The 22788-nt window shown below is 44.4% G+C and carries 20 protein-coding genes and 2 pseudogenes; 15 read left to right on the top strand and 7 right to left on the bottom strand.

Going from position 1 to position 22788, the window contains the following annotated elements; genetic code table 11:
- The first annotated feature begins 3 nt into the window (after window positions 1-3).
- The 4 genes from RYL88_RS02600 to RYL88_RS02585 all read left to right on the top strand — a co-directional run bounded on the left by RYL88_RS02600 (window position 4) and on the right by RYL88_RS02585 (window position 3423).
- Window positions 4-933 (top strand): ABC transporter ATP-binding protein, encoded by a 930-nt coding sequence (locus tag RYL88_RS02600; RefSeq protein WP_314988839.1) that lies wholly within the window; start codon window positions 4-6, stop codon window positions 931-933.
- The gene (locus tag RYL88_RS02595; RefSeq protein WP_314988838.1) at window positions 930-1733 is read left to right on the top strand and encodes a shikimate dehydrogenase; all 804 of its coding nucleotides are present in this window, start codon (window positions 930-932) and stop codon (window positions 1731-1733) included. Before RYL88_RS02600 ends, RYL88_RS02595 begins: the two co-directional genes overlap by 4 nt.
- 159 nt (window positions 1734-1892) lie before the next feature.
- The gene (locus RYL88_RS02590) at window positions 1893-2846 is read left to right on the top strand and encodes a hypothetical protein (protein WP_314988837.1); all 954 of its coding nucleotides are present in this window, start codon (window positions 1893-1895) and stop codon (window positions 2844-2846) included.
- Between the two features lie 433 nt (window positions 2847-3279).
- Window positions 3280-3423: a hypothetical protein gene (locus RYL88_RS02585; protein ID WP_314988836.1), complete on the top strand. Its 144-nt coding sequence runs from the start codon at window positions 3280-3282 to the stop codon at window positions 3421-3423.
- Between the two features lie 143 nt (window positions 3424-3566).
- On the opposite strand, the gene pyk is transcribed toward RYL88_RS02585, so the two are convergent.
- A complete protein-coding gene (pyk, locus tag RYL88_RS02580) occupies window positions 3567-5045 on the bottom strand; it encodes a pyruvate kinase (RefSeq protein WP_314988835.1) in 1479 nt (492 codons plus the stop codon).
- Window positions 5046-5193: 148 nt separating this feature from the next.
- Between pyk and RYL88_RS02575 the strand changes: the two genes are divergently transcribed.
- Entirely contained in the window at window positions 5194-6249 is a 1056-nt protein-coding gene (locus RYL88_RS02575) for a TRAP transporter substrate-binding protein (protein WP_297969147.1), read from the top strand.
- Window positions 6250-7343: 1094 nt separating this feature from the next.
- Here RYL88_RS02575 and recR read toward each other — a convergent pair.
- From recR to RYL88_RS02560, 3 genes are read right to left on the bottom strand one after another with little or no spacing between them, the layout of a single operon-like run.
- A complete protein-coding gene (gene recR, locus RYL88_RS02570) occupies window positions 7344-7916 on the bottom strand; it encodes a recombination mediator RecR (RefSeq protein WP_295142219.1) in 573 nt (190 codons plus the stop codon).
- Complete coding sequence (locus RYL88_RS02565) at window positions 7913-9169, bottom strand: ArsS family sensor histidine kinase (protein WP_297969144.1); 1257 nt, start codon at window positions 9167-9169, stop codon at window positions 7913-7915. Before RYL88_RS02565 ends, recR begins: the two co-directional genes overlap by 4 nt.
- A complete protein-coding gene (locus RYL88_RS02560) occupies window positions 9166-9837 on the bottom strand; it encodes a response regulator transcription factor (protein ID WP_295142213.1) in 672 nt (223 codons plus the stop codon). The genes RYL88_RS02565 and RYL88_RS02560 overlap by 4 nt, the downstream gene beginning before the upstream one ends.
- Window positions 9838-10064: 227 nt before the next feature.
- On the opposite strand from RYL88_RS02560, the pseudogene dnaJ reads away from it, so the two are divergent.
- From dnaJ to RYL88_RS02545, 3 genes and pseudogenes are all read left to right on the top strand, one after another.
- Window positions 10065-11201, top strand: a pseudogene (gene dnaJ, locus RYL88_RS02555) (molecular chaperone DnaJ); the annotation flags it as partial.
- A 380-nt stretch (window positions 11202-11581) separates the two neighbouring features.
- Window positions 11582-12202, top strand: coding sequence for a tetratricopeptide repeat protein (locus RYL88_RS02550; protein ID WP_314988834.1), 621 nt, complete (start codon window positions 11582-11584; stop codon window positions 12200-12202).
- A 123-nt stretch (window positions 12203-12325) separates the two neighbouring features.
- On the top strand, window positions 12326-12478 hold the full coding sequence (locus tag RYL88_RS02545; RefSeq protein ID WP_314988833.1) for a hypothetical protein: 153 nt from the start codon (window positions 12326-12328) through the stop codon (window positions 12476-12478).
- On the opposite strand, the gene uvrC is transcribed toward RYL88_RS02545, so the two are convergent.
- Genes uvrC through RYL88_RS02530 form a run of 3 tightly spaced genes read right to left on the bottom strand, consistent with a single transcriptional unit; the run spans window position 12458 to window position 14894 of the window.
- Window positions 12458-14272, bottom strand: coding sequence for an excinuclease ABC subunit UvrC (gene uvrC / locus RYL88_RS02540; protein ID WP_314988832.1), 1815 nt, complete (start codon window positions 14270-14272; stop codon window positions 12458-12460). The two genes, RYL88_RS02545 and uvrC, sit on opposite strands and share 21 nt — an antisense overlap.
- On the bottom strand, window positions 14266-14415 hold the full coding sequence (locus RYL88_RS02535) for a hypothetical protein (RefSeq protein WP_314988831.1): 150 nt from the start codon (window positions 14413-14415) through the stop codon (window positions 14266-14268). Before RYL88_RS02535 ends, uvrC begins: the two co-directional genes overlap by 7 nt.
- Entirely contained in the window at window positions 14412-14894 is a 483-nt protein-coding gene (locus RYL88_RS02530) for a hypothetical protein (protein WP_314988830.1), read from the bottom strand. The genes RYL88_RS02535 and RYL88_RS02530 overlap by 4 nt, the downstream gene beginning before the upstream one ends.
- Before the next feature lie 137 nt (window positions 14895-15031).
- Here RYL88_RS02530 and nhaD point away from each other — a divergent pair, with 137 nt between their 5' ends.
- From nhaD to RYL88_RS02495, 7 genes and pseudogenes are all read left to right on the top strand, one after another.
- Window positions 15032-16423: a sodium:proton antiporter NhaD gene (nhaD, locus tag RYL88_RS02525; RefSeq protein WP_314390478.1), complete on the top strand. Its 1392-nt coding sequence runs from the start codon at window positions 15032-15034 to the stop codon at window positions 16421-16423.
- A gap of 9 nt (window positions 16424-16432) precedes the next feature.
- The gene (guaA, locus tag RYL88_RS02520) at window positions 16433-17965 is read left to right on the top strand and encodes a glutamine-hydrolyzing GMP synthase (RefSeq protein WP_314988829.1); all 1533 of its coding nucleotides are present in this window, start codon (window positions 16433-16435) and stop codon (window positions 17963-17965) included.
- A gap of 54 nt (window positions 17966-18019) precedes the next feature.
- The gene (locus RYL88_RS02515; RefSeq protein ID WP_314988828.1) at window positions 18020-19738 is read left to right on the top strand and encodes a DUF262 domain-containing protein; all 1719 of its coding nucleotides are present in this window, start codon (window positions 18020-18022) and stop codon (window positions 19736-19738) included.
- A 35-nt stretch (window positions 19739-19773) separates the two neighbouring features.
- Entirely contained in the window at window positions 19774-20376 is a 603-nt protein-coding gene (locus tag RYL88_RS02510; protein WP_314988827.1) for an NAD(P)H-dependent oxidoreductase, read from the top strand.
- A 106-nt stretch (window positions 20377-20482) separates the two neighbouring features.
- Entirely contained in the window at window positions 20483-21127 is a 645-nt protein-coding gene (locus RYL88_RS02505) for a cupin domain-containing protein (protein WP_314988826.1), read from the top strand.
- A 38-nt stretch (window positions 21128-21165) separates the two neighbouring features.
- Window positions 21166-22365 carry a PIN domain-containing protein gene (locus tag RYL88_RS02500; RefSeq protein WP_314988825.1) on the top strand — a complete coding sequence of 400 codons (1200 nt, stop codon included), beginning with the start codon at window positions 21166-21168 and terminating at the stop codon, window positions 22363-22365.
- A 263-nt stretch (window positions 22366-22628) separates the two neighbouring features.
- Window positions 22629-22788 (top strand): annotated as a pseudogene (locus RYL88_RS02495) (uroporphyrinogen-III synthase); the annotation flags it as partial.

The following is a 22788-nucleotide window of genomic DNA, read 5'->3' as shown; positions in this document are numbered from 1 at the left end:
AAAATGGAGTATAACGAGCTAAGAGACATTATGCTTGATAACAACGAAGACAAAAAAAGCAAAAGTGTCAAAAGGATACTCGTCCTAGTCGCCGTCTTCGTTATTATATTTTTGGCGGTTTTGATCGCGATGAAATTTTTAAATTCGTCCGAAACTAATGCCCAGATAGCCCAGCCCGACTCTAGGATGACTCTACCGCCAGAACCCGATAATACTAGAAATATCCCGCAGCAAGTAAACGTGCCTACGCCGGAGCAAGTAGCTCAAGCTCAGCCGCAACCGCAGCCCGAGCCGACCCAGCCTTTAGTCCAGGAGCCGCAGCAAAATAACTTTGAACAAGTGCCTATCGTGCCTGAAAATAAAGGCCAGGATAGCTTTGAAGATATGGTAAAGTCGCTCAAGGAAAAAGAGGATAAAAAACAGCAAGAGGCACAAGCCGGCGATCCCGCTACGCCTCCGACGGAGCCTGCTACCATACAAGGCGCACTAAAGCAAAATGACGCTCCTAGCGCACAACCAAGCGAACCAAAAGCAGAGTCTAAACAGCACGCAAACGTCGTAAAAACAAAAGAGCAGAAGCAAAAAGAGGCAAAAAACGAAAAAGTAGCCAAACAACCAAAAGCAACCGATGCGCATAAAGAAAAAGTAGCGAAGCAAAAGCCGACTAAGCAAACTCCGGCCTCTGGCGGCGACGAGGCTCACAGCGGTAGCTATATACAGGTTTTTGCGGTAAAGCACTTTAACGAAAAAGCGCCCGAGCTTGGCAAGCTAAAAGCCGCAGGCTACGCATACAAGCTATATAGAACTAACGTAAACGGCGATGAGATCATTAAAGTACTCGTCGGCCCTTATAGCGGAGCCCAGCTAAAAAGCGAGTTAGCCAAGATCAAGCAAAATGCCGCTCCAAACGCATTTATCGTAAATATAAAATGAAAATTTTCGCCGTTTTTGGCAACCCCGTCTCTCACTCTATCTCGCCCAGACTGCATAACGCGGCTCTGGGCGAGCTTGGTTTATCTCGCGAAGCCCTCTATACTCGCTACGAGCTAACGGACGGCTCGCAGCTCATATCTAAATTTAAAGAACTAAAACTAAGCGGCGCCAACGTTACCGTCCCGCATAAAGAGGCTGCGCTTGCGCAGTGCGACGTCGCAGACGAAACGGCTATAAAAATCGGCTCCGTAAACACTCTCGTCTCTCGCAGCGGCAAAATTTACGGCCACAATACCGACGCGCCCGGATTTTTGCGGGCGATAGAGAGTTTTGGGCAGATAAATTCAGCTCTCGTTTTGGGCGCGGGCGGGACGGCTAAAGCAGTCGCCTATGCTCTAAAAAGCCGCGGCGCACGAGTTTGCGTGCTAAATAGAAGCGAGGGGAGACTAGCAAATTTCGCCGAATACGAAAATTTTAGCTGGGCGAATTTCGCCGAATTTAAAGGCGGCAAATTTGACCTCGTCGTAAATACGACTTCGGCGGGGCTAAAAGATGAGGATTTACCCGCGCCCGCCGAGCTTTTGCGTCCTATTTTTAATGAGGCTAAATTTGCTTTTGACGTGATTTACGGTAAAAAAACCCCATTTTTAAATTTAGCTGCCGCTAGCGGACTTAGGCATAAAGACGGCTTATATATGCTACTTTTTCAGGCTGCTTTGGCGCTAAATTTATTTTTTGATGGCTCGCTTGACGAAACTAAAATCGAAAATGCAATGCAAAAAGCGTTGAGGCCTGGATAAATTCTGCGTAAATTTATAAATTTTGCTTGCAAATTTACCTTTTTGGGTATTTTGCAAGTATTTAATGCTAATATTTTTAACCAAGGCATTACGCGTTTAAAATCACGAGAGGTTTACCGATAGTCTAGCTGGATCGCTACAAAATAAGGAAAAACACAAATGCTTGCCGTAAAACACGTAAGACTAACCGCCGATACTCAAACCTTATCTTGCGACGAGATTTTATCTATTGGAGAAAATAAAAGCTTATCTGTATATAGCGGCATACGAAAAGAAATTTTGCCCGATTTGGCTCAAATTCTCAAAGACGTAGATGATTTTAGGCTGATAATCGTTTTAGAAGACGATTTGTCGGGCGGCGATTTTGTAAAGGGCCTAGATATCCTTAAATTTTTGCCGAACATAAGTCATCTTAATATTTTAGCTCATCAAGCAACGCCGCTTTGCGATATCGGCGCGTTAAACCACGTAAATGAGCTTAGAACTTTTGATTTAAGCGGCTACTTGAGAAAAAGTATGGATTTTTCGCCTTTGAGAAAATTTAATAAGCTACCCGGCTTGCATATAAATGATTTGATTTTGCCAAGCGGGTATTACGGCATCATAAACGATAACCCTATCGAGAGCTTATCATTGAGAAAGATTTCTTTAGCCGATTTAGACGGCAAAAATAGCGTAAAAAATCTAGAAATATTTAATGAGCTTACTAGCGAGCGGGCGTTAGTGCTTAAATTTCCAAATCTTAGTCGATTGGCGTTAAATAACTGCAAAAAGCTATCGGGCTTCTCGTTTTTATCAAGCTGCTTAAATTTAGAGAGGCTCGATATCAACGGCGTCAAGGGGCTAAATTCACTTCCTAGGCTAAAGCCGGATAGGCTGCATACGCTACAAATTTTAAATTGTAAAAATTTAGAGAACCTTAGCCATATATACGATCTAGCAAATTTAAAAAATCTGGCCGTAACGTTTTCAAAAGTCAAATTTGACGATATAAGCGGCGTTTTTTCTAAATTATCTCTACGTAATTTTTATTTTATTTCTAGTAAAAATAAAGAAAACGAGATGTTTGAAAACTTAGCCCTAAAACATAAAATTTCGCGCGAGGCCGTTTAAATTTGACTTGCTAACTCGGTTTGAAGCGTAAAAATATCGCCTCTCATAGTTCTTATAAAGATTTTGATAGCTACGTTATTTACGACTACCGCACGAAAGAATTTAGCGTAGAAAAACAAAGGACTTGGAGTTTTTTATTTCGCGTTTGTTTGAAAATATTAGCAAGACGCATAAACCGCATCGGTTTTGGATAGGTAAAATTTCCACCGCGCCTATCGACTCAATAAAACTTTTACCCTCGGCGGACTTGGCGACGGCGTAGAGTCGTGTTTTGATTTAAGGGACATGTCTATTTGGCGGTTATCTCGGCGATAACGCTACCGCACAAATATATTTTGAGGCGCTGACAAATAAAATCTACTTTCGTAACGCGCGGCAGCGATTTATAGCAAAATGTAAGCCAAATTCAGCGTAAACGCTGTTTGGCTAATAAATGCGAGTAAGCTCGGCTCTAACGACGGGAGCGTCAAATTTTTGCAAGGCAAATTTAAAATCAAAGACCTACCACTACCCAGCTAGATACGCTCAAATTCGCTTAAATTTATTCGCCCTTTTGGCTTGGGTAGATCAAATTTGAAATCTAATTTGAACCGGGTTATCTCGGGCGGATTAAAACCGAAGCCCGGGCCGAGCATGTCTCGCTCGAATTTAGCCCAAATTTACCTGCTGCCTAAGCTTTTGCGGGCTAAATTTAGCTCAAATTTAACCCGCATAGATTTGCTATTTTGCGTCTTTTTGCTTTTGCGCCAGCTCGATGTAGTAGTCGATTTGCTCGCGTTTTAGGATGCGGATGAAGTTCGTGCTGCCCGCGACACCCGCAGGATAACCAGCCGTCATGATATAGGACTTGTCGCGACTAACAAATCCCAGCTCGGAGGCTTTTTTGATGGTGTTTGCCACGAGTAGATTAAGGTCATCTCTACCCAGCACGAAAGCAGGCGTCACGCCCCATGCCAGCGTGAGCTGATGGGCAGTCTCCTCGTCGTGCGTGATAGCGATGATGTCTTTATTTGCGCGGTATCTGGCCATCTTTAGAGCCGATTTGCCGGAGCTTGTTATCGAGATGATGCTTTCTACGTCCAGCTGTACGGCCAGCCTAGCCGAGCTAGCCGCGACTACGTCTATGTCGTCGTAACGCTCGAATTTATCGAATTTATTAAACGGATAAATCTGCTGCGTTTGGACGATGGTGTTTCGCATCGCCTGCACGACGGCGACCGGGTTTTTGCCGATAGCGCTCTCTTCGCTTAGCATCACGGCGTCCGTGCCGTCTAGCACGGCATTTGCTACGTCGCTGATTTCTGCTCTAGTCGCCGTTTCGTGTTCGGCCATGCTTAGCATCATTTGCGTGGCGGTGATGACCGGTTTTGAGGCTTCGTTGGCCTTTTTGATGATGAGCTTTTGGATGGTCGGCACCTTATAGTATGGCACCTCGATACCCAGGTCTCCGCGCGCGACCATCACGCCGTCGCTAGCCCCTATGATCTCGTCTATGTTTTCTACGGCGTCGAATTTTTCTATTTTTGCGTAAATTTTAGCCCGCGAACCGAAATTTTCTAAAATCTCGCGTGCTTTTACGATATCGTTTGCGTTTTGCACGAAAGAAATAGCGACGAAATTTACGCCGTTAGCCGCGCCAAATCTCATATCCTCGCGGTCTTTTGGCGTGATGACGTCGATGTTGATTTTGGTGTTGGGGAAATTTACGCCTTTATTGGAGTTTAGCGTCCCGTCGTTTTCGATGCGCGCTAGCACCGCTTCGTCTTTTTTGCCGCTGCCCGCGCGCTCTACTTTGGCTCTGATGGAGCCGTCGTAGAGGTAGATGTATTCGCCCTCTTTTAAAAGAGGCAAAATTTGAGGCTGATTTATGCTTAGTTTGTAGCTGTTTTCGCCAGTTTTTTCGCCTAAAATTTCGTCTTTATACACTTCAAGCGCGTCGCCGGCTTTTAGCCCAAAGGGCTCTTTTAGCTTGCCGACCCTTATTTTTGGGCCGCAGATATCTTGAAATATACCGATCGGGCGCCCGATTTTGGCTTCGACGCGCCTGATTTTTTCGATCGTTTCTTTATGGTACTCGTGCGAACCGTGGCTGAAATTTAGCCTAAACGCGTTTACGCCGGCAAGCGCTAGCTGCTCGATGATCTCTTCGCTTTGGCTTGATGGGCCGATAGTGGCTAGGATTTTAGTTTTTTTCGTCAAATTCGATCCTTTTGTTAAAGTGCTTCATTTTACATCAAATTTGAAAATAAATTTACGTTTTTTCGGGCAAAGAAGAAAATTTAATATTTTTAAAGAGGCTTTAAATTTGCTTAAGTATAATCGCTAAAACTATTTTTAAGGAGCAAAAATGAAAAAGTTTTTAGCACTCTTAGCCGTTTTTGGCCTAGCGCTTGGCGCAAATGCCGCGGACAAGACCTACAAGCTAAAGCTAGCTAGCACTTGGGAGGGCACTACGCCCGTTTTGGGCGATGCGGCAAAAGAATTTAAGCGCGTCGTCGAGACGCTAAGCGACGGTAGACTAGAGGTGAGGATAGACTATCCCTCTAAGCACAAATCCCCGTTTGGTATCCTAGACTTCGTAAAAGGCGGCCAGTACGATATCGGCTACACTGCATCATACTACTACAAGGGCAAGGACGCAAACACTATGTTTTTTACCGCCGTGCCTTTTGGTATGACCGCGACTGAGCTACGCGCATGGTATGAATTCGGCGGCGGCAAGCAGCTAGAGGAAAAGGTATTCGACAAATATAATATCAAAGTTTTCCTTGCGGGAGATACCGGCACGCAAATGGGTGGTTGGTTTAAAAAAGAGATCAAAAGCGTAGACGATCTAAAGGGCCTAAAGATCAGGATCCCCGGCTTTGGCGGCGAGGTTATGGCGCGCGTAGGAGCGACGATAAACACTATCCCGACCGGCGAGCTATACATGGCGCTAGAGATGGGCACGATCGACTCGGTCGAGTGGGTGAGCCCTGCGTTTGATATGGGTCTTGGCTTTCACAAGATCGCTAAATACTACTACACAGGCTGGCAAGAGCCGAGCGGTCAGACTCAGTTTTTCGTAAATAAAAAGACCTACGAGAAGCTACCTGCCGACCTTCAGGCCGTGATCGAGGCTGCGGCTAACGAGGTAGCTAGCATGCTAAATAGCCGCTCGTTCTTCGATAATGCCGAATACTGGGCGAAGATGAAAGCGGAGTATCCCGATATCGAGGTTCGCTCGTTCCCGCAAGACGTCATGGACGCGCTTAGAAAAGCAAGCGACGAGATCCTAGACGAAGAAGCGGCCAAAGATCCGCTATTTAAGGAGATTTTGGACTCTCAAAGAGCGTTTTTGGCTAAGGCTCGCGAGTGGACGAAAATTTCCGAGTTCTCGTATATCCAAAAAACTACAAAATAACCTCTCGTCGCCCCGTTTTAACGGGGCGGCTATCCTTTTTAATTTTGCGTTTTTAATCTTTTGCTATTTCGTATGCGCGCTTTTGCGCCGTCTAGTAGCGGGCATTTTGACGCGGCATTTGGGATTAGATTTTAGCTTGCGGTTTTGCGGACCTTTGATTTGCTTTGAGTTTTTATGCTAAATCGCGATAAATTTAGGGTTTTGCCGCGTATTTGGTTAAACCTTGCGTCCCGTAAACGAATCGGTTTAGAGCGGGCATTAAATTTTGATTTGCTATGATTTGGATTATTTTTGCGGCGCTTTGGTTAGGATTTGCGAGGGCGGAAAGATTAAATTTGATTACCGCGCGAGTTTGGTTTTAGCCTCGCCCGGGCAAAGCAGTCGGCGAGTAATTAAGCTAAAGCCATGCCCGGTCCTTGCCGATTTAAAAGGCTCGTATTTCTTTTCGTTAGCGTAGCCGCAGATGAGTAAATTTGCTAAAATTTAACTTCGCCGCCAAGTAAGGCTAAAACGCAAACAAGGCAAATCGCAGCTGGTTTATTTTTAGATTTGCTAGCGTTTTGTAGGTCGTTTGTCCGTAAAGATCCAAACTCGCGAGTTAAATTTACTCGCCGTCCGCGACGACTCGTTTTACCCAAAAATCGGCTAAAGATTAAATTTAAACGGCAAACTCGGCAGCGGCGGGGCGAACTCAAATTTAGAAAACTTACGACAGCGCGGCGGTAAATTTAACTTTGGCGAAGTGGGCGGCCGAAAATAAACCGACAAGTACGGGTTGCGTGCTTAAATCACGCGGGGCTTAGATACAAATTTATCGCCAAATTCGGCGCGCCGCGGCTAAAATTTGCGCTAAACGGCATGCGGCAAACCTAGGCGGTGTGCGGACGGCTTACTTAGAGTCGCTTAAATTTAAATGAGACGTAGACGAAATTCGCAAAACCTCGCCCGAAAATTTACAGTCGCTAGCGGCTTGGCCGAGTTTGTCTATTTTAAGAAAGCTAAGCGCAAATTTAACGGCGCAAATAAAATCACGAGATTAAAGACTAAATTTTTAAGAGTTTGATACCGAATTTTGCGAGGTGTCACCGGTAAATTTATAGCTCGGTTCTACTATCAAGCGCTTTCATAAGCGACAGAAGGTCGATGTTTTCGAGATTTACGCCTGTGGGTACGCCTTGGGCTATCTTGCTAAATTTAACGCCCAAATCGCTTAGCTTGTCTTCGATAAAGACCATCACCGCGTCGCTGCTAAGTCCCGGCGTTAGCGCGAAGATAATCTCGGTTACGCCGTTTTGGCGGATGATTTCGCGTAGTTTTTCGGTTTGTGTCTGCGTTATCTCTTCTAGCACGAAGTAGCGACCTCGGTATATCGCGCTTTGCTCGAAAACCAGGATATCTTTTGGACTTTCGACGACGGCTAGTAGCTCACTGTCGCGAGTCTCGTCGCTGCAAACGTCGCAAATCTCATCCTCGCTAAGCCCGCCGCAAATTTGACATTTACCCGTAAATCTTACGGCGTCCTCGATGCTTTGGGCTAGTTTTAGTCCGCCTAAGTTATCTTTTAGGCAGACGTGATAGGCGTAGCGCTGGGCTGATTTTTTACCCACGCCCGGTAACCGCTCGAAGGCCGCGACTAGTTCATTAAATTTCTCAAGCCCCTTCTTCAACGCTTTCCTTCTTCAACGTTTTCTTTTGGCTTGGTGCAGATTTTAAACGCGTGGTAGCCGTCTTCGTAGGAGTATTTTAGGCTAAATTTATGCATCTGGCAGATGTGGTCGATGATGTAGAGGCCTAGCCCCATGCCGCCGCTTTTGTTGTCTTTTTCGCGGATAAAGGCTTGCAAATAATACTCGATGGGCTTTTGTAGCGGCTCGCCGAGATTTTTTACGACGATGCCGTCTTTGTCGCAGATAACCTGCGCCTTTTTGTCGTCGGCGTATTTTAGCGCGTTATCGATGAGGTTTTTGATCGCTAGCGAAAACAGCGCGAAATCTACGCGCAGTAAGACGTCTTGCCTGATATCGACGCTTACTTTTTCTTCGAATTTTTCCATCATCAGCATATCGCGCGCCTGATCCAAGATATTTGAAAAGTAGGACTCCTGATAGTTTAGTGCGTAGCTTTTAGATAGAAGCTGCTCGATCTTGCCAAACTCGTTTATGAGCATATCAAGCCGTTCAAATATCGCTATCAGGCGGCTTTTTTGCGTTTGACTCTGTACCATTTCCGATACTATGCGGCCTTTGCCGATGGGCGTTTTTAGCTCGTGCATTATCGTGCGCAAAAAAAGCTGGCGCGAGCGAATCAGCTCTTTTATCTTGCTAGCTGCGGCGTCAAATTCTATCGCGACTTTGGCTATTTCGTCGTTGGAGTCGGGTTTGGCTATATTTACGTCCATATTTCCGGCGCCGAATTTCCTGATGTCGGAGCTTAATTTTTTTAGCGGCATCAGCGAGTTCATCACCGAAACGTAAAGCGATACTAAAAGCGCCGTCGTGAGGATAAAGCCCACCCATATCGGGTCGTTTATGTTTTTAGCGTCGTCGCTTTCGAGTAAAATTTGAAACGACGTATTTTTGATATGCAGATAAAGTCCGTCCTGAAAAAGCAGCGACTGAAAAAGCCCCAGCGGGGTTTGCTTGGCGAAGACTACTTTGCCGCCGTTTGTGATATCGGCGGCAAATTTATCGTTTTTAACGTAGGTAAGCCCGAAATTTTTAAAATAAACCGTCAAATCGCTAGGAGGATTTGATTTTTCAAACGATGCGACGAGATAGTTTATCGCGCTTAGCTGCTTTTGCTTTATCTTGTCTAGAGTATTATCTAGCTGTATGCTGGCAAAAGTATAAAACAAAACGCAAACTAGCGTCAGCGCGATGGCGAAAACTACCGAAATTTTCGTCGTTAAGGAGTATCTCATCCTATGAGTTTATAGCCTATGCCGCGTACCGAAAATATATGCTTAGGCGCTTTTGAGCTGTCGCCGATCTTTGTTCTTAGTCTGCCGATGATGACGTCTAAGCTTTTTGAGTCCTTGTCTTTTAAGCTTTTGCAGTTATAAACAAGTTGCTCTCTGGATACCGAAAAGCTGTGTTGCTTTATGAGATAGCTTAAAATTTCATATTCTGCCGGCGTTAGCGTGAGGCTTTCGTTGTTGTAGTAGATCTCATGCCTGCGCTCGTCTATCCTAAATAGCGTCTCGACCGCTTCTTCTTGTACTTCGTTGCTCTTTTTGTAGCGGCGGATTAGGCTCATGATGCGCGCGTACATCTCTTTTGGATCGTACGGTTTTGGCAGATAATCGTCCGCGCCTAGCTGTAAACCCACTACCTTATCGCTGATATCGCTTCGAGCCGAGGAGATGATGATAGGGATGTTGTATTTGCTACGAATTTCCTTGCAAACCTCAAGCCCGTCCATACCGGGTAGCGTAAGGTCTAGGATAAGTAAATCGAAATTTTTAATCCCGGCGCTTAGTCCTAGATACGGGTCTTCGAAATTTGTTACTTTGATATTAAAATCGCTCAAATACTCGGATAGAATTTGCGCGAATTCCGGATCGTCTTCAATCATTAAAACATTAATCATTTTAGGCCTTTCAATATAGATTTAACGAAAATGATTATAACCAAAAAATGTTAAATTTTCGTCTAAATTTACTAATCTCGTTTAAAATTCTCCCTTGCTTTGAAATTTTAGAAATAATAAGCTAAAATCGCCCCTTTAAATATATAAATTATAATAAAATCGCCAATTAAATAAAATTATTTTTTGTTTTTTTTGTGTAAATATAATAATAATAATTTTTTCAAAAATCAAAAAAAAGCGACTCCGAAACCATAAAAAAAGCATTTAGAAAGCTTGCCCTAAAGTACCATCCGGACCGCAATCAAGGCGATAAAGACGCCGAAGAAAAATTTAAAAAAGTAAACGAAGCCTATCAGGTGCTAGGCGACGAGCAAAAGCGCGCGATATACGATAGATACGGCAAGGCGGGGCTTGAGGGCAGGGGCGGATTTAGTTCTGCGGGATTTGGCGCGGATATCGATCTGGGCGATATATTTAACTCGTTTTTCGGCGGCGGATTTAGATCAAGCTCGCAAAGCCGTAAAAGAAGCATCGACAAATATCCGCTTGATTTGGAAATAGCCTTAAAAATAAAATTTAACGAAGCGGTTTTCGGTGCGGAAAAAGAGGTAGAATTTACGATAAAAAAACCGTGCAAAACCTGCAAAGGCACTGGTTCTAAAGACGGCAAAACGCACATTTGCCCGCACTGCGAGGGCAGAGGGCGTATAGTGCAGCAAAGAGGATTTATGAGCTTTGCGCAGGAGTGTCCGTATTGCGGCGGTAGCGGCGAGACCGTTAGCGACAAGTGCGGCGAATGCGACGGTAGCGGATACAAAGAGGAGCGCCAAAACGTCAAGATAAACGTCCCTGAAGGCATCGACGACGGCATGCGTATGCGCGTAAGCGGTAAGGGTAACGTCTCCGTAGACGAGAGTAGGGGCGATTTATACGTATATATCGAGGTTGAGCCCGACGAGCGCTTCGTGCGTCACGAAAACGACGTTTATATCGAGATTCCGGTATTTTTCACGCAAGCTATCCTGGGCGAAACGGTCACGATACCGACGCTAAAGGGTACGACCGAGCTAAAGCTGCCCGTGGGCGCAAAAGATAAGCAGCAGTTCGTATTTGACGGGCTCGGGGTAAAAAACGTAAATACCAAGCGCTACGGCAGGCTTGTAGCGCAAATCGCGATAAAAACGCCAAAAGAGCTAAACGAAGAGCAAATTTCGCTACTACGCAAGCTACAAGAAAGCTTCGGCGTGCAAAGCGGCGAAGCGATGCATGAAGAGGAAGAAGGCATTTTTGACAAGATAAAAGGCTGGTTTAAGGGCGAAGAAGAGAGCGATAAAAAGAGCAAAAAAAAGGGCAAAAAAGCATAAATTTAGCCTGAATTACCCGCCTATTTATTTGGATTTTGCTTTGATTTTTTAACGGCTAGGGTGATAAAAGCTTTACCGTGCAAGCTCGTTTGGGATTAAAATCCAGAGCAAATTTATGGGTCTAATTTTTTTCGGCCGTTTGCGCACATTTGGGATTTTGACGTTTAGCGGCTTGGTTTGCGTAGCGCTTGGACTGATTTGGAGTTAGCCGACTGAGATTTACCGGCTTGCTTAAATTTAGTTTTTGATCGCGCTTTTAGCGCCGTCTTTGCTAGCTAGGGCACGGCAAAAACCGCCCTGTTTAAGCGCGTAAATTTACCGGTTCGTATCAAAACTAATGATCTTGCGGAGCTAAATTTAACGAACGCACGGAGGTAACGATGAGAAAAATTGTATTTTTAGTCTTTATTACGGTTTTTGTTTCTTGCGCGAGCGAGCGCGATTTGGCAGAGGACAAAGCGCCTTGCGACGTAAACGGACTGCAAAAAAGCTGCGACGCGGGCGATTTTGAGAGCTGCGACAACTTAGGCCTTGCCTACATCGGCATCAAGCTTGAGGAGTGCGACCTGGACAAAAACTACGAAAAGGCGTTCGCGCTGTTTAAAAAGGCGTGCGACGGGGAGTACGTGCGCGCCTGCGTAAATTTGGGCGTAGCGTACCGTAAAGGCGAAGGGGTTAAAAAGGACGAACCAAAGGCTGTCTTGCTCTATAAAAAAGCCTGCGATAGCGGCTATCTACTAGGTTGCGCAAATTTAGGCTCGCTTTACGAGCAGGGGCTCGGCGTCAAAAAAGACACGCAAAAAGCAGGCGAAATCTGGCGCAAATCCTGCGAGGCAAAGGACGGGATGTCGTGCTTTAATCTGGGCGTACTCTACTACAACGCGATGCTCGGCGAAAAAGACGTGGCTCGCGCAAAAAACTATCTGCAAAAGGCATGCGCCTACGGCTGGAATGAGGGCTGCGAAGCGGCGGAAGCGATAGAAAAAGCGGCAAAACGCTAAATTTGCCGAAGCAGACCTTGGCGGCGGCGCGGAATTTAAATTTGCGCTACGTAATCGCTCGCTTAAATTTTACGTTTAGTGCGCAAATTTGATCGCTTTTTGCGTCAAATTTGACGGGTTGATTTGCGAATAACTACGGCGAAATTTATCCAAGAGCGGGGAGTTAAATTTGCGCTTTCAAATTTGACGAAAACGAACGCGTCAAATTTGGCTCAAATTTCAGGGCGGATTTTACAAAATAAGCCCCAAATTTCATCAAATTTCACTCTCTTTTAGCTGCTCGATCTTGGCTGCCACGCTCCTATTCGTCACCTTTTCGATCTCTTCGCTTGTTGCGGTCATTATCGCTTCAAAGCTGCCGTAAAATTTAACGAGCTTTGCGATACTTCCCGCCGATACGCCCGCGTCTGCTAGCTTGCTAGCGCCCAGATCCTCCTTGCGCTTGGTTTTTTGATGAAAGGTAATGGCAAATCGGTGCGCTTCGTCGCGAAGTCGCTGGAAAAACTGAAGCCGTCTATCGCCCGTCGGTAGCGTAAATACGCCGCTGCTAGCGTAAATTTTATCCCTCGCGCCGCCTTTTGCGCGGTGGGCCTTGGCGTCTATTTTTTCTTTTGAGATGGCGAGTATATCGACGTTTGCGCCGCTACTAGCGATGATATCCGTAGCAAGATCCAGCAGCGCCTGACCGCCGTCGATGAGCCAGAGATCGGGCGGACTAAGCTTGTCAAACCGCAAAGCGCGCTCTGTGAGCATCTGGCGCATCTGATCGTAGTCGTTTGCGTGGGAGAGGTGCATGTGGCGGTAGTGCTCTTTGGCGAAGCTTCCGTGCTCAAAGCGCACCATCGCGCCGACCGCGGCCGCGCCGAACATGTGCGAGTTGTCAAAAGTCTCGATAACGTACGGCGCGCATGCGAGGCCGAAATACTCTTTTAGCTCGTCCAAAAACGCGTCGTCGTGGGTTTTTAGGTATTTTTGGATAAAGACCTGCGCGTTTGTTAGCGCCATCTCGCAGATGCGCTTTTTCTCGCCGATTTTAGGGACTGAGATGCTAAATTTACGGCCGTGACGAGCGGTCAAGATCTCCTCTACGAGGCTTGCGTCCTCAAATGCTTCTAGCGCGTAAATTTTCGCACTCACGACGGGCGCACCAGCTGGAAAGCTCTCTAAAACGATTTGTTTGTACGCGTCGTTTAGATCGCCTTGCGAGCTCATTTTGGCGTTCGTGATATTTTGATACACGCCGCTAATTTTGCCGCCGTGCACGCTAAAACGCACCGCGCAAAGCAAATTTTGCTCCGCACCCACGGCAAAAACCTCAAAGTCTTCAAGCTTAGCTAGATCGACCTCGATTTTGACGTCCAGATCCTTGATCGCATTGATTTTATCGCGCACGAGGGCGGCTTGTTCGTAGTTTTCGTTTTGGGCGTATTTGTTCATCAAATTTATTAGCTTTGGCAGCATAGAAAGCGGATTATTTAGCGCCGCGATCGCGCCCTCTACGACCTTGGCGTAGTCTGCGGGCGAAATTTTGCTGATGAGAGGGGCCTCGGAGTAACCGATTTGATAGGGCAGATATGCGCCCGTGGCCTTGAGCGCGCTTTTGCTTTGCACGAGTTTAAAGCTTAGTCTCAGCGCATCTAAAAGCTCGCGCGCGCCGCGAAAATACGGGCCGAAATACTTGACGTTTTTGCCGCGGACGATCTTGCGCGTGATCTCAAAGCGCGGAAAATTCTCGTCCAAATTTACGTAGATGTAGGGATAGGTCTTATCGTCGCGCAGCAAGATGTTGTATTTGGGCCTTAGCTGCTTGATGAAGGAGTTTTCCAGTATCAGCGCGTCGGCTTCGCTGGGAGTGACGATATACTCGAGGTGTACGGCCTCGCTGATCATCTTGTGGATGCGCGGGCTGACCTTGGGCGAGGGGGCGAGACTTGGCGTAAATGAAAAGTAGCTTTTGACGCGGTTTTTTAAAACTTTAGCCTTGCCGACGTAAAGAAGCTTGCCCGCCTTGTCGAAATACTGATAAACGCCGGGCTGGGCGGGCAGCGAGCGGATCTCGTCGATTAGCAAAATTTGGCTCCCGTCGGTAAATTTACGCTTTTGCTTTGTGCGGTTAAATTTGACGAGGTTTGCGCCATATAGTTTTTATAAATTAAAAGCCCTGCGCTTGCGTGCTCTGCGCCTAAATTTCGCTCTATTTTATCTCGCTTCATCGCGCCCCGCTCGATTCTTTAGCTAAATTTTGCTTTATAGCAAGGCGAATTTTTTCAAATCCCTCAAAAATCTGCTCGCTTTTGGCTAAATTTACAAACTCGCCTTTAGCAGGCTCCGTGTAAGTAAAAATTCGCTTTTTTTCGTATGGGTCGGTCGCTTTTTTAAATTTTAAATGCTTTGTCACAAAAAATTTAACGTCCGTTACGCGAGCGAGCCTGCCGTCAAAATTTACGCTAGAATAAATTTTTAATAAGCCTTTTAACATTTTTATACTACTATCGCTTTTTAATTCCTGAAGTCCTAACGGATGAAACAGGGCGAAAAACAAAACGCCGTTTTTCTCGTAGCAAAAGGCGATGAGCCTGCGATGATTTAGGCTTAAAAGCCGTAAAAATTCCCCGCATTCGCTACGGTTTTTTAACTCTTTATAAAAAGGATTATCAACAATATGTCGAATAATAGTCTTAGCGTCTTTCATAAGGCGATTTTAGCATTTTTTTTGTTAATTTTTATAGCAGGCTGCGGCCACAAGGGCGATCCGTTCTACGAAGAGCCGTCTGGGCCCTCAAACAGCAAAACCGAAAAGATAAATAAACTATAAATCAAGGAGAGTAAATGAAGATCGTCGGACTTCTGGGTCTGTTTTTCGCGCTTGCTTTCGGTAGCGGCGACGCTGCGGGCGAGGCGTTAAATTTAACGACTACGTGGGTGGGTATAGCATGCCTCATTATTTTCGTCGTGGGATATTTTTTCATCGCAACGGAGGAAAATTTTCATATGGATAAGGCCAAACCGGCCATATTTATCGGCACTTTTATGTTCTTGCTCATCGGCTTTTATATGCTGGCAAACGGCCTAGACGTACATTCGTTGCAAAATGAGGTAAATCACCTGATTTTAGAGATTTCGCAGATCGTATTTTTCCTCATGGTCGCGATGACTTATATCGAGGCGCTTATAGAGCGGGACGTGTTTAACGCGCTAAAATACAACCTCGTCTCAAAGGGCTACACGTATAAAAAGCTATTTTGGCTAACGGGCGTTTTGGCGTTTTTCATTAGCCCAGTCGCCGATAACCTAACTACCGCTCTTATCCTTTCTACCGTTCTTTTAACGATAGATAAAAATAACGTAAATTTCCTAGTCGCTGGAGCGATAAACATCGTCGTCGCCGCAAACGCAGGCGGCGCATGGAGTCCGTTCGGCGATATAACGACTCTGATGGCTTGGGCTGCGGGCAAGGCTCCGTTTATCGACTTTTTCGCGCTTTTCCCGGCTTCGTTTATCGGCTGGCTGGTTACGGCGTTTTTGCTAGCGCGCGTCGTGCCTGAGGGTAGTCCGCACTTTGACCCTGCGACAGAGCCTAAAGTAAGCATCAAAAAAGGCGGCAAAGTCGTCATTGGACTTGGCGCATTTACGATATTTTCGGCCGTTATGATGCACCAGCTTTTCCACCTGCCTGCGATGTGGGGCATGATGTTTGGTTTCTCGCTTCTTAGCCTTTACACCTACATCTACAAAAAAACTAATAAAAACGAAGAGCCGATGCATGTCTTTCACTATATGTCAAAGATCGAAAATAACACGCTTTTCTTCTTCTTCGGTATCCTTGCCGCCGTCGGCGCGCTACACTTCGTCGGATTTTTGAACTACGCCGTTTCGCTTTACGATAAATTCGGCGCTACGACCGTAAATATCGGCGTGGGCTTCCTATCTGCTATCGTGGATAACGTCCCTGTAATGTCTGCCGTACTAAAAGCAAATCCTATGATGGGCGCGGATGCGGGCGAAAATTTAAGCCAGTGGCTACTAGTTACCTTAACTGCCGGTATCGGCGGCTCAATGATTAGCTTCGGCTCGGCTGCGGGTGTTGGCGTAATGGGCAAACTAAAGGGCATCTATACCTTCGGTGCGCATATGAGGCTTGCTTGGACTGTAGTAGTCGGCTACGTCGTATCCGTGGCGATTTGGTACGTGCAGTTTGAAATTTTGCATTTATATTTTTAAAGGGCGGGCATGAATAACACGATAATAGTTTTGGATTTTGGTTCGCAATACACCCAACTAATCGCTAGGCGTCTGCGCGAACAAGGCGTTTATACCGAAATTTTGCCTTTTAACGTCAAGGTCGAGGAGATCAAAGCAAAAAAACCAAAAGGCATAATCCTAAGCGGCGGACCTGCTAGCGTCTATGCTCCTGATGCGTATTTTTGCGACGAGGGCGTATTTAAGCTAAAACTGCCGATTTTAGGCATTTGCTACGGTATGCAGCTTTTGGCGCACAAATTCGGCGCCCAGGTTGCTCCGGCCTCCCACAAGGAGTACGGCAAGGCCGAGCTAACCGTGACTAAGGCGCACCGACTTTTTACCGATTTGCCCCAAAAGCAGATCGTCTGGATGAGTCACTCCGACTTCGTAAAAAATTTACCAAACGGCTTTGAGGCGTTGGCGACGAGCGAAAATTCGCCTTATTGCGTATTCGGCGACGACACGCGCAAATTTTACGCGTTGCAGTTTCACCCAGAGGTGCAGCACAGCGAGTTTGGTACTCAAATTTTAAAAAATTTCGCCAAATATATCTGCGAGTGCGAAAGCACGTGGAACATGGGCAGTTTTGCCAAAACCCAGATCGCCAAAATCAAAGAAACGGTCGGCAACAAAAAAGTCCTTTGCGCCGTTAGCGGAGGCGTGGATAGCTCGGTTACCGCCGCGCTTTTAGCTGCTGCGATACCGCAAAATTTGATCCTGGTTTTCGTCGATAACGGACTACTTAGAACGGGCGAGCGCGAGCAGGTCGAGGCGACTTTTAGAACTAAGCTTGGGGTTGAACTAGTTAGCATAGACGCGAGTAAAACTTTCCTAGAAAGGCTAGCTGGCGTAACGGATCCAGAGAAAAAACGTAAGATAATCGGCGAAACTTTTATCGAAATTTTTGAAAAAGAGGCCAAAAAGCACGATAACGTCAAATTTTTAGCCCAAGGCACGCTTTATACCGATATAATCGAAAGCTCGGTCGTGGGATCTAGCAAGACGATCAAAAGCCACCACAACGTGGGCGGGCTGCCCGATTGGATGAGCTTTGAGCTAATCGAGCCGCTACGGGAAATCTTTAAAGACGAGGTGCGTCAACTCGGTCTTGAGCTTGGTCTTTCGCGAGAGCTCGTGTTCCGTCATCCATTCCCTGGACCGGGCCTTGCGATCCGCATAATGGGCGAGGTAAATACGCCAAGCCTTGAGCTACTACGCAAAGCCGACGTGATATTGCGCGACGAGCTAAAATCAAGCGGCTGGTACAACAAAACGTGGCAAGCGTTTTGCGTGCTTTTAAACGTAAATTCAGTCGGCGTAATGGGCGACAATCGCACCTACGAAAACGCAGTGTGCATACGCGTAGTGGACGCTAGCGACGGCATGACGGCTAGTTTCTCGCGCCTGCCGTACGATCTGCTAGAAAACGTCTCTCGCCGCATCATAAACGAAGTAGACGGCATCAACCGCGTAGTTTACGACATTTCAAGCAAACCGCCCGCAACGATAGAGTGGGAATAGTGGTAAAAATATCGGCATGCAACAGCATTTGAGTATTGTTAGAAGGGTATAATCATGAATTTTTCTCCACAAGATATGGATGTAAAAACACTGTTTAAAACTTACCCAACTTTTAGGATACCCGTTTTTCAAAGGGATTATTCTTGGGATAAGCAGTTTTATAAAAGATTCATAGACGATATTATTAGTGGTATAAATTTGGTAGGAGACAGTTTATCTAATAATGTGTATTTTATTGGAACTATGGTTTTTTCTGGAAATTCTAACGAGAATAGTATAGATGTGGTTGATGGTCAGCAAAGATTAACTGTGATTACAATATTATTGTCAGTAATTTCAAATAAATTGATGGAATGTGGGGAGAAGGGTTTATCTGATGCAACTTTTAGATATGTTAAAGATATTAATGATAATGACGAACCCATAAGGCATTTGATCAGTGATACGTCATATCCGTATTTTGATTGTTATGTACAATCTAAAGAAAAAACCAATATCCCGGAAGTAGAAACAGAGGAAGAAGAAAACATAAAGCAAACTTACGATTTTTTTAATATATATTTATCATGTGAGAAATTAAAAGAACAAAATTTGATCTTTAAAGATTTTGACTATGTGAAGATTTTACTAGCAGTTAGAGATCAAATTCTTGAGTCAAAACTTATCGCTATAGTAACCAGTGATAAAGATAGTGCATATATGATTTTTGAAATTTTAAATGCTAAAGGTAAAAATCTTGCAAGTATAGATCTTATTAAAAACATAGTTTTTGAAAAGTTGCATAATGATAAAAATGGAGGAATTGGCTATGCAGAAAGTGTTTGGGAGGGGGTTAAAAAAACTTTAAGAGACAGAGATGGTTCAATAGGTTTAGCAACCTTTTATAGACATTATTGGATATCTAAATTTAAAAAAGAAACAAACAATAAGCTTTATGATTCGTTTAAGTCTTATATAAAAAAAGATGAATACCTTGATTTTTTAAAAGATTTAGAAAAAGAGTCAAAAAATTATATTAGTATTGTTAATCCAAAAATAGAAGATCATGGTAATAGGCAAGAATATAAATGGTTGGTTCAAAGTCTACAATCTTTTGGAAGTATATTTAATGTAGTACAAAGCAGAATTATATTACTAGCGCTATTAGATATAAAAAAAAGGGAGCTAATTTCAACTCCAAGTTTTAAAAAGGCGATTCAATATCTTGAAAATTTTATTTTCGCATATACAAATATATCAAAGAAACAGGCTAATATATATGAGACCAATTTTTCTAAATTGGCAATCAAGTTAAGAAAAACACAAAGTAAAAGCGGTACAAATACGATTCTTAATGAATTACTCTACGATACTTTTAACTCTAAATTGCCGAAGTATGAGGAATTTGAAGAGGGTTTTGTTAGGTTGGCGTATAGTGGAAGAAAAAATTTACCAACAAACGTATTGGCCAAATATGTTTTAAAGAAGCTTAATCAATATTTTGAGAAAAGGGATTTTTTCTCTGATGATACTTCCGTAGAACATATTGTAAATGAAAAATCAGAAGATAATGATACTTGCTTGATTGGCAACCTAATTTGTTTGGAGACTCGACTAAATAATGATGCTAGTGATTTAAAATATATTGAAAAAAGGGAAGTTTATAATAAATCAAAATATGAGCAAGTTAAAACTTTTATTTCAGAATATTCAGATTTTGATATTGAAGCAGCTAAAGTTCGTTCTAAAAAAATGGCTAGAGAGTATTATGATTTTATTATTTGCGATAATTGATTAGTGAATTTAAGAAAACAAGGACTGAAATTATTATGAAGCAAATCTGCATCATTTTAGCGCATCCTTACGAGAGAAGTCTAAATGCGGCTATTGCGAACGTAGCGGCAGAAAAGCTGCAAAATAGCGGCTACGAGGTTAAATTTCACGATCTATATAAGGAGAATTTTAACCCGATCCTTAGCGGTGCCGAGCTCGTGAGCGACGAAAGCGACGACGAGCTGTTAAAGGCGCATCAAAAAGATATCGTAAGCGCTCACGGTATCGTGATCGTTCATCCGAACTGGTGGGGCGAGCCGCCAGCCATCCTAAAGGGCTGGATTGATCGCGTGCTAAGGCAAGGAGTAGCTTACGATTTTGCGCCGGGCGATAATGGCGGCGGGCTTCCGATAGGACTTTTAAAAGCTGAAGCCGCCGTAGTCTTTAACACATCCAATACCCCAGAGACCAGAGAAGACGAAATATTCGGCGATCCGCTGGAAAGAATTTGGAAAAGCTGTATTTTCGATTTTTGTGGCGTGAAAACCTTTGAGCGGCTGATGTTTAGAGTGGTCGCAGACAGTGACGAAGCTGAGCGAAAGGTCTGGTTAGAACAGGTCAAAGGGGTGCTAGATAGACGCTTTCCTGGGCTTACGTAAATTTGTAAAAAAATGGCTTAAATTCGCCCAAAAGAGATAACCCTTATCAACAAATCGCTTAAAAATTTTCGCTACAATGACGCGTAAATTTACGAAAGGAAGAAAAATGAGTAAAATTTACAATCTAAACACCGATACGAAAGTCGTCGCAAAAAGCGTCGTTAGCAAGAGAATTTTTGATTGCGAGAACGCTCACGTCGACGTATTTGCTTTCGATACGGGCGAGGAGCTAGACCACGAGATGCTATTTTGCGACAGCCTCGCATGGGTCGTCGAGGGCGGCGCGAGCCTGCACTACGGCGAAAGACAGATGCGCCTGGGTGGCGAACAGGCCTGCCTGATAGAGAAAAAAGTGTGGCGAAAATTAATTTTCAATGAACCGACGAAATACGTCTCAATCGATTTTAAGGAGGACTTAATGATAGATCATTTACCTAAGGCGGCTATTTTTAGCCTAGTGGACGCAGTCGAATACGAAGAAGGCAAAATCGTGAGCAAAACGCTCGTCAAAAACGAAAACGGCTCGATGTCGTTGCTATCGTTTTCAAAAGACCAGCAGCTATCTACCCACGCGGCTCCGGGCGACGCGCTTTTGATAGCGCTTGACGGCGAGATGAAACTTACCATCGGCGACGAGCATTTTGATATCAAAAAGGGCGATACCATCGTGCTTCCGGGCAAAATCCCGCACGGACTAAAGATCCCGGAAAAATTTAAAATGTTACTCATCGTGACAAAAGATAAGATGTAGAGTCTTGGGGCGCTTGCCCCGACTCGTTTAGGAAATATATGGCAAGATTTATAATAGATGATGAAAACATAAGCGTAGATAATCTAGCGACGCTAAAAAAGCTAGGACAAAAAGATAAAATTTATATCGTAACTAACGATAGACAAAAGCTAAGCATCTCCGTTTTGGCGTGGTTTTTGGCGCGAAAAATCAAAATAAAAATCATACTTTTACAGAGCGCTCACAAGGACTATGCCGATAAAATAATTACGTTTTTAATGGGCAAACTCTCGCGCAAAAAAGGCAAAATCTATATCGTCAGCAACGATAAATTTTACGACGACGTGATAGAGTTTTTTAATAAACAAGATAAAAACGGCGGCAAATTTCATAAACTCAAATTTGACTTTAGTCGCTCGCATACGGCGCAGCTCATCGAAGAAAACCGAGACGAAATCGAGGTATTGATACGAAACTCGGGCAGCCTCAGCGAGCTTCATATGAAAATTATCTCAAAATTCGGCAGCAAAAACGGCGCGGGCGTGTATAACGCGCTAAAAGAGGACGCAAGGAAAATCTACAAAAAACCACAACTAGAAAATTCGCAAAAAGGCGAAGTAAAGCGTATCGCAGCGCCAAATCCCACAAAATCGCAGGCAGTAACGCAAGGCAATGGGCAAAAATTTGACGAGCTAGAAAAATCAAAAACCGAGTCAAATTTAAGCGGCGAGGCTTTACAGGCTCAAAGCACTAGGGCAAAAGAGCAAAATTTAGAAAATCGCTCGCAAATCGCTCAAAATTCAGTGTCCGAGAAACCGCAGCCTTTAAAGAGCGAAAACGACGCGGCGGCAAATAATGAAAATTTACAAGAGGAAAAAGCCGCAGAAGCAAATTTGAGCGATGACCCGGGTTCTGCCGAGCACCCGAAAGATGCGGAGCAAAATTTGAGTGCCAAGGCTTCTAGCGAGGATCTTAAAGCGGAGGAAAAAGGGCAAAATTTATCAAACAAGCGTCCGCCGCAAAAATCAAATCAAGCTAACGCACCGCAAAACGAAACAAAAAATAAAGCCGAAAATGCGGCAAAAACGCAGCTTTCTATCAAGATAGACGAGGTTAAAAAGCAAGAGATTAGAAAAATCGCGTTTGAGAGTAAAAATTTGGGCGATTTTCACAACGGACTAGTGAAAAAATACGGCGCACAGGACGCCGGCAAGCTGTATAAAGCGCTAAAAACAAAAGGCAAAAGAGTATCTAAGTAGGCGCGACGCGAAATAGATTTGGCGTAGTTTTTGGCTACGTTTTTTTAAAATTTAGCGTTTGGTATTTCTTAAACAAGCGGCCGATGAGACCGCATCTAAAAGCTTTTTGGGCTTAAATTTGATCAAATTCGGCATTTAAATTTAGCACCGAATTCGGACGGATTTTTGGCAAAATACCGCGCGCGTCGCTACAAAATTTAGGCGCAAATAATCCGTCAAATTTGATAAAATTCGGTCGTAAAATCATAAATTTAAGGGCGAAAATGATCTATCTAGTCGGGTCAAATTTGGAATTTGAGGGCGTAAAAACGCTGGTTTTAAATGAGATCAAATTTAATAAATTTAGCGTAAATTTGGCAGAATTCGACGCGCTAGTTTTAACCTCCAAAAACTCCGTAAACGCGCTAAAATTTAATCAAATTT

This window comes from uncultured Campylobacter sp., from assembly GCF_963517995.1.
Lineage (GTDB): Bacteria > Campylobacterota > Campylobacteria > Campylobacterales > Campylobacteraceae > Campylobacter_A.
The sequence above is the reverse complement of the archived record's forward strand: the minus strand, read 5'-3'. Positions and strand labels throughout refer to the sequence as shown.